Below are 13,986 nucleotides of genomic sequence, written 5' to 3' on the forward strand. Positions count from 1 at the left end.
TGGATGTGGGCGTTCTGGGGGGCGTGATCGATCGGAGGGCGAGGGGCATCCTGTTCTGCGGGTGCGCTCGCGCTGGCGCTCGCTCTGATACGTCCCTGAAAGCGGCACTTCGCTGCGCTGCGTTTGCTTTCTGGGGCCCATCAAGCCCCGCTGAACAGGACGCCCCTCGCCCTCCATGGCGGCGTCCGTCGAAGCGCGCATGAGCCCCGGGTGGGACGGTTGGGGCCCCTTCGCTCGCGAGGGGCTCGACGGAGTGAGGGGGGCGCGGGCAGTGCCTCACGTTCATCGTGGACGTGGTCGTGGTCGTGGTCGTGAGCCTTGTCGGCGACGGCGACGGCGACGGGTGCTGTGCGGACGAGGGGCTTGAGGCCGGATCGTCGACAGCCTACGGTTCGCGTGTGGCGTTGGAGATCCGGAGTGCGACTGCGTTTCGTTGGGGGCCGCCCCGGCTGGTGGGGCAGGAGTCCGACTTGGTCCGCGTGTTGGAAGAGGGGGCGGTGACGGTGGTGCTGATGGCGAACGCCTCCGAGGGCGGGTTCTCGTCGTGCTGGCCGGCGGGTTCGCGGCTGTTGCTCGACCTCTTCGAAGCGGAGTGGGCGGGCACGTGCGGAGAGGTGGCTGCGCGACTCGAAGAGGCGTTTCGCGGCGTGGCGCGCCGGTTCGCCGAGACGGCGCCGTCGCTCTGTCCGGATGCCATGTGGGACGCGGAGGATGCGCCGACTGGGTGCCTCCTCGTGTTGGTGGGCACCGAGCTCGGGTGGCAGGCGGCCTGGATTGGCGGCGATGTCGCGGTGTTGGTGCGGCGAGGTGAGGTGGTCGGCGCCACGCGGCCGCACACGCTGCTCGAGCATTTCCGGGCGGAGAGTCCGGACAGAGAGGTGGACCCCGCCATCATTCCTGCGGTCATCGCGCGGACGATTGGGCTTCCGGGCGAACGCAGCATGACGCCGTCGTTTGCGGCGTTCACGTGGGAGCCCAGCGACACGCTCGTCGTGATGAACTGGTCGCTGCACCGAGGGGATGCGGGCGCGGTGCAGGCGGCGGCGAAGGAGGCCGCCAGGAGTGCGTCACCGTCCGCGCTCGCGGAGCGTCTCGTGGAGCAGGCCTGGTCGCGCGAGTTGCTGGCGTATGCGGCGGTGGCCGTGCTGCGCCTGGAGGGGGACGCGTAGGACGGCCGAAAGAGCGGTGCGTACCCCGTTGCTTGTCTTCGAACCCAGCGAGTACTTTGCGCAGGATGAGCAGGTCGATGGGAAGGCGCGGAGCGCACCGCGAACGGGGCGGGGTGATGTCGGTGGTGGGTGTTGTGCTCGCGGTGACCGCATGCGGCTGTGGCCCATCGAGGAACACGATCGTCGACGCGGGAACCGACCACGGCGTGGACCTGGGTGTGAGTCCCGATCAAGGGCGCCCCCGCGACCAAGGCGGCGACGCCGACCAGGGGTCTGGCCCAGACCTGGGCGCAGCGGATCAGAGCGTGAACCCAGACCAGGATTTGGTCGATCAGGCCGTGCACGGGTTCCACATAGCTCACCAGAACACGGCGGGCGCCACCGTCTCGCGCAGTGAGAGCTTCCGCATGGTTCGGATGCACGGCCGCAGCGGCCAGGGCTCTTCAAGCAGCTATTCGCGCAGTACACACGTTACCGGAGGACGACGGCCATGAAGCATGCACTCTCCATCCTATTGATGGCGGCTTTCACCCTTGCGCCTCGTACGACAGACGCTCAAGTGCCTGCGCTTCTGGTGGAGCAGGGCGTGCTGTTCGACGCCAACGGCGACCCAGTGACCACCGCCGTGCCCATGGTGTTCTCGCTCTACGCCACGCCCACCGACACCAACGCCGTGTGGAGCGAGACCCACACCGTCACGCCCGACCAGGGCGTCTTCTCCGTCGTGCTAGGAGAGCTCTCCCCCATCGACCCCGCCGCCCTCTTCGACGGTGGCCCCATGTACCTGGGCGTGCGTGTCGGTAGCGACTCCGAGATGACCCCGCGCGAGACCCTCGTCAGCGTGCCCTATGCGCTGCACGCCGGCACCGCCGAAGACGTGGTCGGCGACATTCACCCCACTTCGGTCTCGGTGAACGGAGCGCTGGTCATCGACGCGACCGGACGCTGGGTGGGCGACTCCACCGGGCTCGTCGGACCGCCCGGTGCCGATGGGGCGCCAGGCATGCAGGGCGCTCCAGGTGCTGACGGGGCTCCTGGTGCTCAGGGCCCCCCCGGTGCCGATGGGGCGCCAGGCATTCAGGGCGCTCCAGGCGCTGACGGTTCTCCGGGCGCTCAGGGCCCCCCCGGCGCGCAGGGCCCCCCCGGTGCTGACGGGGCACCCGGCGCGCAGGGCCCTCCGGGTGCGAACGGAGCTCCAGGTGCGCAGGGCCCTCCTGGGGCTGACGGGGCTCCTGGTGCCAACGGAGCTCCCGGCGCTCAGGGCCCGCCCGGCGCGCAGGGCCCGCCCGGCGCGCAGGGCCCGCCCGGCGCTGACGGGGCTCCTGGCGCCAACGGAGCTCCCGGCGTTCAAGGCCTGCCCGGTGCCAACGGTGCTCCTGGCGTTCAAGGCCCGCCCGGTGCCAGCGGTGCGCCTGGCGCGCTGGGCCCGCCTGGTGCTGACGGGGCTCCGGGCGCGCAGGGCCTCCCCGGTATGCAGGGCCCACAAGGCGATGATGGCATCGTCGCAGTCGCCCGCATCGCTGGCAACTTGTGGTCGGTCCCCTTCACCAGCACGACTCTCGCGTTTTGGGGACCGACGGTCTCCGTTTCGATCGCAAGTGGTCAGCGACTCACCGCCTCGGTCTCGACTGCCGCCTTCACGCAGGGCGGTGGATGGATGTACTACTCGGTCTGCTACCGCGCCGAGCCCTCTGGCGTGATTGCCCAACTCGGAAGCTCAGACACCTACATACAGTTCCCGGGAAACTATCACGTGACGCTGAGCTTCGCCGGGACTTCTGCACTGGGCGAACTCGCCGCTGGGACCTACTCGGTGGGCCTCTGCGGTAACACCTCGGGACCCGGAGTCACGGGGTATCGCGCGAACGGGTGGGTGATGCTTCACAACTGATCGGGTCGGCCGGGCTGTGCCACCCTCCGCGACGCCGTGAGCCCGGCGAACCCGATTGCCCCACATCGGGTTCCATGCTTAGAGTGCGCATCATGAGCAGGTGGACGGGACGGCGCGGAGAAAACCGCGGAACAAACGGAGCGGTCTCGTTCGTGAGCCTCGCGCTCGCGGTGACCGCATGCGGCTGTGGCTCGTCCGGGAACACGCGTGTGGATGCGGGCATCGACCACGGCGTGGACCTTGGTGTCAGTCCCGACCAGGGACGCCCCAGCGACCAAGGCGCCGACCTGGGCGCCACGGATCAGGGCGCGACGGACCAGGACGTGGCCGACCAGGGCTTGCTCGGGTTCCGCGTCACTCACCAGAACACCGCGGGCGCCACGGTCTCGCGCAGTGAGAGCTTCCGCATGGTCCGGATGAACGGACGCGGCAGCCAGGGTTCTTCGCCGAGTTACTCGCGCGGCACACACGTCACTGGAGGATCTCGCCCATGAGGAACGTACTCGCCACCCTGCTGCTGGCTGCTGCCACCCTTGTGCCGCGCGCGGTAGACGCTCAAGCGCCTGCGCTGCTCATGGAGCAGGGCGTGCTGTTCGACGCCAACGGCGACCCGGTGAACACCGCCGTACCGATGGTGTTCTCGCTCTACGCCACGCCCACCGACACCAACGCCGTGTGGAGCGAGACCCACACCGTCACGCCCGACCAGGGTGTCTTCTCCGTCGTGTTGGGGGAGCTCTCCCCCATCGACCCCGCCGCCCTCTTCGACGGTGGCCCCATGTACCTGGGCGTGCGCGTCGGTAGCGACTCCGAGATGACCCCCCGCGAGACCCTGGTCAGCGTGCCCTATGCGCTGCACGCGGGGACCGCCGAAGACGCGGTGGGCGACATCCACCCCACTTCGATCTCGGTCAACGGGGCCCTGGTGATCGACGAGAACGGACTTTGGGTGGGCGACGCGACCGGGCTGGTGGGCCCACCTGGCGCTCAGGGCCCACCCGGTGCTCCCGGTGCTCCCGGTGCTCCCGGCGCTCCGGGCCAGCCTGGTGCCAATGGGGCGCCTGGCGCTCAGGGCCCGCCCGGTGCCAGCGGTGCTCCTGGCGCTGAGGGCCCGCCTGGTGCGCAGGGACCGCAAGGCGAAGACGGCATCGTGGCGGTCGCCAGGATCGGCGTGAGCGCGTGGTCGGGCCTATACTTCAGCGACAGTCTCTATCTCTGGCCGTCGGCAGCAAGCGTCACCATCGCGAGCGGTCAGAGACTGACCGCGTCCATGTCCACAGCCGTCCTTCTTACCGAGGGGACCACATTCCACTACTCGATTTGCTACCGCCCGCAGGGGTCAACCGACGTCACGTCGCTCGACAACTCCGAAAGCCTCACCACCACCACGGGGAGCCATGTGACGGTGAGCTATGACGTGGCGACAGCCTCGGGCGCACTCCCGGCCGGCACGTACTCGGTTGGTTTGTGCGCACGCACCGTGGGGGCAGGCATCTATGCGACTCGCGTCCACGGGTGGGTGATGGTGCACAACTGACTGGCTGGAGTCACCCGTGCCCCAGAACTCCCGCCTCGGCCCGTGGATAGCGTTGGCCGGACTGTTCATCGGGACAGGGCTCTACATGGGCCTGCGCGACGCTCCTGTTCCTCCGCGCGCGGCGGAGCTCGAGGCGCCGGCCACGGCTGGCGCGTTGCCGGAGCCGGCAGCGGAACGTCCCGACCCCCAGCTGGCCCGCGCGGCGGGGCGTGCTGAGATTGCGGCGTTCTTCGCCGCCCAGAAGCCCGCCGTGCAGCGCCGGTGTTGGGATGAGCCGGTGCGCGCTGGCATGGACCCGAGTCCTGCCGTCTTTCGGTACGACGTCACGGTGGATCCCCGCGGTCGGCAGGTCATTCGGTCCATCATCGACACGCCCGGTGAAACCCGCACCGAAATCGCCGACTGCCTGCAGCGCGAGACAGCGCCCGTCCAGATCCCTCCGCCGGGTGTCGCGGTCAGCGCGGACATCGCGATGACGTTTCCCTGAGCCGCGCCATCCAACGCGCACCCCGCTCAGCGCGCCGCCGCTCCAAAGAACCGCTCGAGCAGCTGCGCGTCCACCTGCCCTGCTGCTGCGCTCGCGCGCACCAACGGCGCGCTGATCGCCGGGCCGGCTTGCCGGTAGCGGTAGCGCTCGTTCTCGAGGGGCGTCCCGAGCGTGGTGAAGCGGCCGGTGGCCTCCTCAACGGCGAAGGCGGTCACGGTGGTGTCGTCACTCAGCGCGGCCAAGCGGATGGACACTCCGTCGTCGCGCACCACGCGCAGGTGGTCGCCCTGGGGCATGGCCACGAAGCGCGCGTCGTCGCTGGGGAAGAGCGCGGTGTCGATGCACGGGCCGAACGAGGTGCGGGTCAGGTCTGCAACGCTCAGGCGCTCGAGCTCGCCTTCACGGCAGCGGAACACAAAGCGAGCGTCGGCGGTGAAGGTACCGGCGCCTTCGTGCTGGAAGTGGGGCGTGGTGGCGCCCGGGGCGAAGAGCAGCTGCTCGGTGCCCTCCTCCGTGGTCACGGTGAGGCGCAGGGTGGTGCCCAGCCAGTCGGCCACGAGCCCCTCGCCAGACAGCGTGAGCGCGGTGACGGTGCGGCGGCGCAGCTCCACCACGCTTGCGCGTGACCCGATGAAGAGCGCCGCATGAGTGGACGTGAACACCGCACCCATGCCGCCGGTGTGGTCTTCGGGGTTGCCCTGCAGCATGAGCAGCTCGCGCCCGCGGCGGTCGTAGGCCGCCAACGCGGCGGTGGGGGACTCGCCATTGGCCGCAGCCTGGGCGTCGTAGAGGGGGTTCCACTGCACCGCGAACGCGTTGCCCTCCGCGCTCCACTCCACCCACGACGCGCTGCGTCCGGGCTTCTCGAGGCGCGCCAGGCGTCGCCCCGTGCGGGTGTCGAAGACCGCGAGCGGCACGCTGGTGTCGAAGACCGCGAGGAGCGCGCCATCGGGCGACAGCGTGTACTGCACGTTGCACTCGGGACACTCGGGCGTGGACCGATCGGCGGCGGGCACACGCATGCGCACACGCCCTGTGCGAACGTCCTGCACCGTGACCTCGGCATCGCCAAGCACCACGCGGGTAGTGCGATCGGCGCTCTCGGCCAGCACCAACATGCGCAAGCCGAGCTCGGCCTCCGCCGTGGCGGGAGCGGCGGCGTCATCGAGGCCACACACGCCCCGCGCGCCCACCACGCGCAGGCTCGCGCCCTCCCCCCGAAGCCGGGCCCCCGCGCTGGCGCAGTACACCCGCGTGGCGCTGTTGGCGCGGAAGAGCACGCCGCTCTCGCGCGTGGTCATGAGCACCCCGCCCGGCACGAACACAGCGCCCCACACGCTGCGCGGCCCCGTGGTCACCGCGCGCCGCGCCAGCGTCACGCCGCGCTCGAGGTCCAGCGTGTGGATCACGGGCTCCTGCACCACCACCGCACGCGCGCCATTCGCGCTGACGCGCACGGTCCAGCCGCCGCCGTCGGTGATGTCCCGGAAGGGCGTGAGCGGGTGCGGCTGCGGCTCGCCGGTGCCCGAGAACGCGTCCAGCTCGCGCTCGCTGAACACGAGCAGGCTACCATCGGCCTGCCGCATGGAGTCGAACGGCCACGCCTGCGGGGTGCTCATGGTGACGCTGGCCACGCGCGCGCCGCTGGCGGGATCCACGAAGTGCACGTGGTTGTCATTCTCGCCATCGAGCACCAACAAGAGCTCGCCCCCGCGCGTCCAGAAGGCCTCCACCGCGCGGCCGGGCAGCGCCACGTCGTGCAGCGGCGTTCCGGTCTCGGGGTGCCGCAGTTGAAGCACGCCCGCAGCGGTGACCGTGGCGAGCTGGCCGCCACCGGGCCGAAAGCCGAAGCTGCGAAACCCGGGCGCGCGGCGCTCCGTCTCCTCCTCCACTTGCTCGTCTTCGGGCGGTGCGCTCTCGTCCGGGCGCAGCTCGGCCACCAGCGCCCCCTCGGCGTCGTACAGATGCAGCGAGCGGAGCGGGTTGCGCAGCGCCCGGCCGGCCCGGTCGCGGTCGAAGTCGAGGGACACGCCGCGCACCGCGATCATGCGCGTGCTGGTGGGGCTCACCCACACGTAGTCCGGCAGCAGCGGCTGCCCACCCGCGTCGCGCGGCAGCAACGAGCGCCGCGTGACCAACGTGCCGGCGTCGCGTACTTCCAACAGCCCGCCCGCGGTGGCCACCACGAACGCGCCATCGCTCGTGAAGGTGGCCCGCGAGACACTGCGCGTGCCCATCGCCTGCCCAGGCACCAGCGTGTCGGTCAGCAGGTCCCACACGAACAGCGTGTCCGCATAGGGCGGGCCGTCGCCGGTGAGCAGCACGCGCGTGCCCGTAGCGTCGAAGCGCGCATCCATGATGCCTCCGCGCGCAGGGCTGGCCCACACGCGCCGGGAGGCACGCGTGGTTCCGTTGGCCAAGTCCAGCACGCTCACGGCGCCGTCGTTGCTGGCCACGAGCACGCGCTGCCCGTCGGGCGAGATGTCGGGCGGCAAGAGGTACGCGTCGTGCCCCGCCAAGAAGACGGGCGTGCCCGGTGACTCCGGGCCGGCCGCGCGCTGCTGGGGCGCGGGCAGCTCCTGGCTCACCAAGTAGCTCCCGGGGGCCTGAGCCTCCTGCTGCGGATCCGGCACGGCCGGTGGCGGCGTGCTGCTCGCGCACCCAGCACCGTGCAGCGCAAAGAGGACACCCCAACCCACCCACACGCTCGGACGCTGTCGCATGGGCGCAAGCGTGCGCGCGATCCGGAGTCCGCGTCCAGCGCAGCCAACGCCCTGCGCTCAGAGCCCGAAGAAGCGCTGCAGCAGCTGCGGGTCCGTCATACTCGCGGCCGCGCCGAGCGGCACCAGGGCAGCCGCGGTGGCTGGCCCGGACGGGGTGCTGCTCGCGCACCCGAAGCACAGCGCGAAGAGGACACCCAACCGCACCCGCAGACTCGGCCGCGCTCGCATGGAGGAAGCGTGCCCCTTGTTCACGGCGCTCGTCACGCCTGGGATACATATAAGGAGGGATTGCAATACTGTGGTACGTTTCCCGTGTGGTGGTCCAAGAACTCCAGTCATCGCCCAGCTTGCGGCAGTGCGTCATCGATGACGTGCACGTGATGTTCTTCCACGGCCCAGTGGACGTGGCGGCGCTGGACGCGACCATGGCCGCCAACGCGACGCTGAAGCTGCGCCACCCCGCGGGCATCTGGGCGTTCAATCTGGCGGTGCCCATGCTCTCGCTGCCCGACCGCGCGTTCCAGAAGAAGGCCAGCGAGGCCACCAAGTCGGTGGAGGACCACCTGCTGGGCGCCGTGGTGGTGCTGCCCGGCGAGGGCTTCTGGGTGAGCGCCGCGCGCGCGTTCGTGGCGGGCCTCATGCTGCTCTCGCCGCTGCGCCGTCAGCGCGAGTTCGCCAACGACATCCTGGGTGGGGCGCAGATCCTGGCCAAGCGCTCGAACCGGGACGACGCGTGGGCACGTGGGCTGGCGGGCGCCATCGAGGCCTGGTCCGCGCCGCGCCCGTGATGCGCCGTCGTGCGCGGGCTGCGCCGTGTACGCTGCGTCCGTGCCCTTCTCTGCGTGGCTGGTGGATCCCGTGCCCAAGTGGGTGGCTGCCCCGGCGGTGTTGGTGCTGCTGGTCGCGTGGACCGCGCTCACGGTGTGGATCCATCGCCGAGCACGCGCGCGCCGCGTGACGGTCGCGTCGGGGCTCACGCTGCTGGGGCTGAGCGCGCTGGTGGGGAGCTTCGCGTTGCTGTTGCTGTTCGGGACGCGCGTGGACGCCACGCCGGTGCACGAGGGCGACAACCAGGGCACGCTCATCGACATTGCGGCCACGTACGAGACCCCGAGCGGCGAGACGGTGCTGCTGCGCGACGCAACGCCCGTCCTCCATGTCTCGTACCCGGCCAACTCCGCCGAGCAGTTCGTGACGTTCATGGTGTTCGAGCCCTTCCCTCGCGTTCACCAGCAAGGGCACCGCGCCATGCTGGCGAACTGGCGGCTGGTCGCAGCGCTCCTCCTCGTGGCGGCGCTGGCCGTGTGGGTGCGAGACCGGGCGCGCGCGTTGTAGGCTGCCGCCGTGCCGCGCCTCGCCCCCGTGTTGATGCTCCAAGGGACCGCCTCCGACGTGGGCAAGAGCCTGCTGGTCACGGCCCTGTGCCGTGCCTTCGCGCGGGAGGGGCGGCGCGTGGCCCCGTTCAAGGCGCAGAACATGTCGCTCAACGCCTACGTCACGCCGGCCGGCGAGGAGATCGGCTCGGCGCAGGGCTTTCAGGCGGAGGCCGCCGGTGTGGTGCCCACCGCGTTGATGAACCCGCTGCTGGTGAAGCCCATGCCGGGGGGCGAGGCGCAGCTCATCGTGGGCGGGCACGCGGCGGGGCGCTACGACTACCGGCGCGTGCGCGGCGAGCACGAGGCGCACGCAGCGCTGATTGCCGAATCGCTCCGCACGCTCCGCAGCGAGCACGACCTGGTGATCGCAGAGGGCGCGGGCAGCTGCGCGGAGATCAACCTGCGCGCGTGGGACCTGGCCAACATGCACGTGGCCGAGCTGTGCGACGCGGCGGTGCTGCTGGTGGGCGACATCGACCGGGGCGGCGTGTACGCGTCGCTCCTCGGAACCGTGGGCGTGCTGTCCGAGAGCGACCGGCGCTTCGTGCGTGGCTTCGTCATCAACAAGTTTCGCGGTGACCCGGCCGGCCTCGCGCCCGCGAACGCAGAGCTCACGCAGCGCAGCGGGCTGCCGCTGCTGGGCGTGGTGCCATTCCTGGCCGGGCACGGGCTGCCCGAAGAAGACGGCGCGAGCCTGGGGCAGGCGGGGAGCGTGCCACGCGCGGGGCGGCATCAGGTCGAGATCGCGGTGCCGCGCACGCCCGCGTTGTCCAACTTCGACGAGCTGCGGGCGCTGGCCGACGAGCCGGGCGTGGTGCTGCGCTACATCGACAACGCGCGCGAGGTGCACGGCGCCGACCTGGTGATCCTGGCGGGCAGCCGCGCCACACGCTCGGATCTCGCATGGCTGCGCGAGCACGGCTTCGACGCGGCGCTGCGCGAGCGCGCGGCGCGCGGCGAGCCCATTCTGGGACTGTGCGGTGGCTGTCAGGCGCTGGCCGAGAGCATCCATGACGAGCAGGGCGTGGAGGGCGCGCCGGGCGTCACGCCAGGGCTCGGGCTCTTGCCCATCACGGTGCACTTCGAGCACGAGAAGCGCGTTTCGCGGGTGTCCGGGGTGGGCCGTCACCCGCTGCTGGGGGCGGGCCCGCTCGGGGGCTACCTGATGCACCACGGGCGCGTGCGGCCGGCGCGTGAGGGCGTGCTGCCCGCGCTGGTGCTGGACGGTGGCGAGCCCGACGGGGCGCAGGCGGGCAGCGTGCTGGGCAGCATGGTGCACGGGCTGTTGGACCACGCGGGCACACGCCACGCGCTGCTGCGGTGGCTGCGTCCGGGCGGGCCGTGGCAAGCGGCGACGGTGTCGGGAGCGCCACCGAACACGCCTCGCGAGGCCATGTACGACGCGCTGGCCGACCACGTGAGCGCCGCGCTCGACATGGACCGCGTGCGTGCGATGGTGCCGAGGCCATGAGCGACACCACCGAGAAGACCGAAGAAGAGCGCAACGCCGAGCACAACGCGAAGATGGCCGAGCTGAAGCGCAAGCAAGACGCCGAGGTGGCCAGCAAGACCGAGCGCCGCGGGCTCACGCTGGTGCACACGGGCGACGGCAAGGGCAAGAGCACGGCGGCCTTCGGCCTCGCCCTGCGCGCGGCGGGCAACGGCTTCCGGGTGTGCGTGGTGCAGTTCACCAAGGGCTCGTGGAAGACGGGCGAGGGCGCGCTGCTCAAGACCCTGCCGGGCGTGGACCACTTCATCGTGGGCGATGGCTTCACCTGGAACACGCAGGACCGCGCAGCGGACGTGGCCTCCGCCAAGGCGGGCTGGCAGGTGTGCGTGGACGCCATCGAGGCCAGCCGCGGGCCCGACCCCAAGTACCACCTCATCGTCATGGACGAGCTGAACATCATCCTGCGCTACGACTACCTGCCCATCGAGCCCGTGGTGGAAGCCGTGCGCAACAAGCCGCGCGACCTGCACCTGTGCATCACGGGGCGCGACGCCAAGGCCGAGCTCATCGAGGTGGCCGACACGGTGACCGAGTTCGTGAAGGTGAAGCACGCCTACGACGCGGGCGTGAAGGCCATGCGCGGCATCGAGTTCTGAAACGGCATTTCACCCGGACGTCACGCGGGCTGTGGTAGACAAGCCGCTGTGAGCGCGCCCAGGACCAGCCCCGACAGCGAGCCCCCCAGCCTGCCGCACGACCCCGCGCCGCTGCAGCGCGTGCTCGAGCGCGTTCGGCAACACACCGGCCCCGGTGCTCCCGTGGTGGTGTTCGACCTCGACGCCACCCTGTTCGACAACCGGCCGCGCACGCTGGCCATCCTGCGGGAGTTCACGGAGAGCCTGCCCGACGCGGAGCAGCCGCTGCGCGACGCCCTCACCAAGCTGCAGCTGGACGACATGCGCTACCTGGTGTCCGACGCGGTGGAGCGCGTGGGCGTGGTGGACCCGCGCGCGGTCAAGCGCATCAGCTCGTTCTGGTGGGCGCGCTTCTTCAAGGACCGCTACATCCGCCACGACGTGCCCTCGCCGGGCGCCGTGGCCTATGCGCAGGCTTGCTACGACGCAGGCGCGAACCTGGTGTACCTCACCGGGCGCGACCTGCCGGGCATGCTGAGCGGCACGGTGAAGAAGCTGCGCGACGAGCGCTTCCCCATCGCGGTGGCGGGCACGCAGGTGATCCTGAAGCCGCACGTGAAGATGGGCGACGAGGAGTTCAAACGCGGGGTGCTGCCCTCGCTCGCGCGCCTGGGCACGCCCGTGGCGTTCTTCGACAACGAGCCGGCCAACTGCAACACGGCGGCGCAGCTGCTGCCCGAGGCCGACGTGGTGTGGCTGGACACGCAGTGCGTCCCCAACCCGCCGCCGCTGCTGCCCGGCGTGAGCATGGTGCGGCACTTCGAGGGCTTCGTGTGAGCCACGCGCCGCCGGTGCACAGCGCGGCGTTCCGGCGCCGGCGCTTCTTCAACTGGTTCCCGCTGGGCCTCGCCTACGCGCTGCTCTACATGGGCCGCTACAACCTGACGGTGGCCAAGACCAACCTCGGTCAGCTCATGACCAAGGAGGACTTCGGGCTCATCTTCGGCGCAGGCACCGTGACCTACGCGTTCGCGTTCCTGGTGAACGGGCCGCTGGTGGACCGCGTGGGAGGCCGGCGCGGCATGCTGATCGGGCTCGCCGGATCGTGCGTGTCCAACGCAGCGATGGGGCTCTACCTGCACCACGTGCTCAGCAGCGCGGCGCCCACCGAGGCCCCGCTGCGGCTGGTGTTCAGCGCGCTCTACGCCGTGAACATGTACTTCCAGAGCTACGGCGCGGTCTCCATCGTGAAGGTCAACGCGCACTGGTTCCACGTGAGCGAGCGCGGCGGCTTCTCGGGCATCTTCGGGACCATGATCTCGAGCGGCATCTTCCTGGCGTTCACCGTGAACGGCTGGCTGCTGGACCTGGTGGAGGTGGCGCAGCCCGGGTCCACCACGGCCGAGCGCGCGTGGGTGGTCTTCGCGGTGCCGGGCGTGCTGCTGGCCCTCGCCTTCTTGGGTGAGCTGTTCCTGCTGCGCGACCGCCCGGGCCAAGCGGGCCACGCGGACTTCGACACGGGCGACGCCTCGAGCGGCGACGACGACCTGCCCGTGCCCACCATGCAGCTCTTCCGCCGCATCCTCACCAACCCCATCTTGCTGACGGTGGCCTTCATCGAGCTGTGCACGGGCGTGGTGCGCAACGGCGTGATGCACTGGTTCCCCATCTACGTGGGCGAGATCTGGGTGCTGCCGCCCACGCACACGCTGCGCTTCGGCGAGTGGACCGACCTGCGCTGGGTGCTGGCCTGCTTCGTGGCCGCGGCCATCTCGGGTGCCCTCGCGGCGCGCGCGGCGAGCGGCCGGCGCGGCATGTACGCCACCCTGGCGGGGCTCGCGTTCTTGGCGCCCTTCGTGCAGGCGGGCTGGGGCGGGCTCTTGATGATCGCCGGCGTGCTGGGCGGCAACGTGGCGGGCTGGGTGTCGGACCTGTTCTTCCAGAGCCGACGCGGGCCGGCCGCCGCGGGGCTGTACGCCCTGCTCGCGCTGCTCACGCTGGCCATGGCCTTCGCGCTCGCGGTGCCGGACACGCTCGTGGCCAGCGCGGACGAAGACTCGGGGCTGCGCGCGGGAGACCGCGTGCTGGCCATCGCCGGCGTGAGCGAGCTGCAAGCATGGTCCGACGTGCGCGCGGCGGTGGCCTGCTGGGAGCCCGTGTGCCGCGACAGCGCGTGGGACGCCGAGCGCTGCGAGTGCCGCACCAGCGGCGGCGTGCCCAACGCCTCGCTCGCGGCCGAGCGCCCCATCCCCGCGCGCGTGCTGCGTGACGGTGCCGAGCTCTCGCTGCAGCTGCCGGACCCGCGCCCCGCGCAGCGCGCCGGTGACCTCCGCCTCTTGAGCGCGCGCCCCGAGCTGCCCATGAGCCCCTTCTGGCTGGGCGGCCTAGTGTTCATGATGAGCCTCTGCGTGATCGGCACGCACGGCCTCTTGTCCGGCACGGCCACCATGGACTTCGGCGGGCGCAAGGGCGCGGCCACGGCGGTGGGCGTCATCGACGGCTTCGTGTACCTGGGCACCGCGCTGCAGTCGGTGTGCCTCGGCTACCTCACGAGCGAGAGCTGGTCCTACTGGCCGTGGTTCCTGCTGCCGTTCGCGGTGCTGGGCTTCGTGCTGTGCCTGCGCATCTGGAACGCCAAGCCGGGCGCGCGCGCCGCTGCGCCCTCAGACTCCATCCAACCACAAGTCTGACCGGGCACTAGCGGTTCGTGGTACCAAT

The 13,986-nt window shown here is 71.0% G+C and carries 13 protein-coding genes; 11 read left to right on the plus strand and 2 right to left on the minus strand.

The genetic code is table 11. The annotated features are described in order from the left end of the window. Window positions 1-287: 287 nt before the first annotated feature. From IPI43_30470 to IPI43_30490, 5 genes are all read left to right on the plus strand, one after another. Window positions 288-1,169 (plus strand): hypothetical protein, encoded by an 882-nt coding sequence (locus IPI43_30470; GenBank protein MBK7778385.1) that lies wholly within the window; start codon window positions 288-290, stop codon window positions 1,167-1,169. 490 nt (window positions 1,170-1,659) lie between these two features. Next, complete coding sequence (locus IPI43_30475; protein MBK7778386.1) at window positions 1,660-3,060, plus strand: collagen-like protein; 1,401 nt, start codon at window positions 1,660-1,662, stop codon at window positions 3,058-3,060. A 92-nt stretch (window positions 3,061-3,152) separates the two neighbouring features. After that, on the plus strand, window positions 3,153-3,554 hold the full coding sequence (locus IPI43_30480; GenBank protein ID MBK7778387.1) for a hypothetical protein: 402 nt from the start codon (window positions 3,153-3,155) through the stop codon (window positions 3,552-3,554). Further along, window positions 3,551-4,597: a collagen-like protein gene (locus tag IPI43_30485; GenBank protein MBK7778388.1), complete on the plus strand. Its 1,047-nt coding sequence runs from the start codon at window positions 3,551-3,553 to the stop codon at window positions 4,595-4,597. Before IPI43_30480 ends, IPI43_30485 begins: the two co-directional genes overlap by 4 nt. Window positions 4,598-4,613: 16 nt before the next feature. Beyond that, the gene (locus tag IPI43_30490; protein MBK7778389.1) at window positions 4,614-5,084 is read left to right on the plus strand and encodes a hypothetical protein; all 471 of its coding nucleotides are present in this window, start codon (window positions 4,614-4,616) and stop codon (window positions 5,082-5,084) included. A 26-nt stretch (window positions 5,085-5,110) separates the two neighbouring features. On the opposite strand, the gene IPI43_30495 is transcribed toward IPI43_30490, so the two are convergent. Continuing rightward, complete coding sequence (locus IPI43_30495) at window positions 5,111-7,807, minus strand: hypothetical protein (GenBank protein ID MBK7778390.1); 2,697 nt, start codon at window positions 7,805-7,807, stop codon at window positions 5,111-5,113. A gap of 57 nt (window positions 7,808-7,864) precedes the next feature. Beyond that, window positions 7,865-8,071, minus strand: a complete 207-nt coding sequence (locus IPI43_30500) for a hypothetical protein (GenBank protein ID MBK7778391.1) — start codon at window positions 8,069-8,071, stop codon at window positions 7,865-7,867. A 50-nt stretch (window positions 8,072-8,121) separates the two neighbouring features. Here IPI43_30500 and IPI43_30505 point away from each other — a divergent pair, with 50 nt between their 5' ends. Genes IPI43_30505 through IPI43_30530 form a run of 6 tightly spaced genes read left to right on the plus strand, consistent with a single transcriptional unit; the run spans window position 8,122 to window position 13,958 of the window. Continuing rightward, window positions 8,122-8,595, plus strand: coding sequence for a hypothetical protein (locus tag IPI43_30505; protein MBK7778392.1), 474 nt, complete (start codon window positions 8,122-8,124; stop codon window positions 8,593-8,595). A gap of 40 nt (window positions 8,596-8,635) precedes the next feature. After that, window positions 8,636-9,142 (plus strand): hypothetical protein, encoded by a 507-nt coding sequence (locus IPI43_30510; GenBank protein ID MBK7778393.1) that lies wholly within the window; start codon window positions 8,636-8,638, stop codon window positions 9,140-9,142. A 33-nt stretch (window positions 9,143-9,175) separates the two neighbouring features. Further along, entirely contained in the window at window positions 9,176-10,654 is a 1,479-nt protein-coding gene (locus tag IPI43_30515; GenBank protein MBK7778394.1) for a cobyric acid synthase, read from the plus strand. Further along, window positions 10,651-11,289 carry a cob(I)yrinic acid a,c-diamide adenosyltransferase gene (gene cobO / locus IPI43_30520; protein MBK7778395.1) on the plus strand — a complete coding sequence of 213 codons (639 nt, stop codon included), beginning with the start codon at window positions 10,651-10,653 and terminating at the stop codon, window positions 11,287-11,289. Before IPI43_30515 ends, cobO begins: the two co-directional genes overlap by 4 nt. A 48-nt stretch (window positions 11,290-11,337) precedes the next feature. Further along, window positions 11,338-12,105, plus strand: coding sequence for an HAD family hydrolase (locus IPI43_30525; GenBank protein MBK7778396.1), 768 nt, complete (start codon window positions 11,338-11,340; stop codon window positions 12,103-12,105). Then, on the plus strand, window positions 12,102-13,958 hold the full coding sequence (locus IPI43_30530) for an MFS transporter (GenBank protein MBK7778397.1): 1,857 nt from the start codon (window positions 12,102-12,104) through the stop codon (window positions 13,956-13,958). Before IPI43_30525 ends, IPI43_30530 begins: the two co-directional genes overlap by 4 nt. Window positions 13,959-13,986: the final 28 nt, after the last annotated feature.

The sequence above is a fragment of the Sandaracinaceae bacterium genome, from assembly GCA_016706685.1.
Classification (GTDB): domain Bacteria; phylum Myxococcota_A; class Polyangia; order Polyangiales; family Houyiibacteriaceae; genus JADJJE01.

Bases quoted from the DNA above. Each gene is read 5' to 3' on its own strand.
- IPI43_30480 (MBK7778387.1), top strand. From the start codon at position 3,153: ATGAGCAGGTGGACGGGACGGCGCGGAGAAAACCGCGGAACAAACGGA.
- IPI43_30495 (MBK7778390.1), bottom strand. From the start codon at position 7,807: ATGCGACAGCGTCCGAGCGTGTGGGTGGGTTGGGGTGTCCTCTTTGCG.
- cobO (MBK7778395.1), top strand. From the start codon at position 10,651: ATGAGCGACACCACCGAGAAGACCGAAGAAGAGCGCAACGCCGAGCAC.
- IPI43_30485 (MBK7778388.1), top strand. From the start codon at position 3,551: ATGAGGAACGTACTCGCCACCCTGCTGCTGGCTGCTGCCACCCTTGTG.
- IPI43_30475 (MBK7778386.1), top strand. From the start codon at position 1,660: ATGAAGCATGCACTCTCCATCCTATTGATGGCGGCTTTCACCCTTGCG.
- IPI43_30515 (MBK7778394.1), top strand. From the start codon at position 9,176: ATGCTCCAAGGGACCGCCTCCGACGTGGGCAAGAGCCTGCTGGTCACG.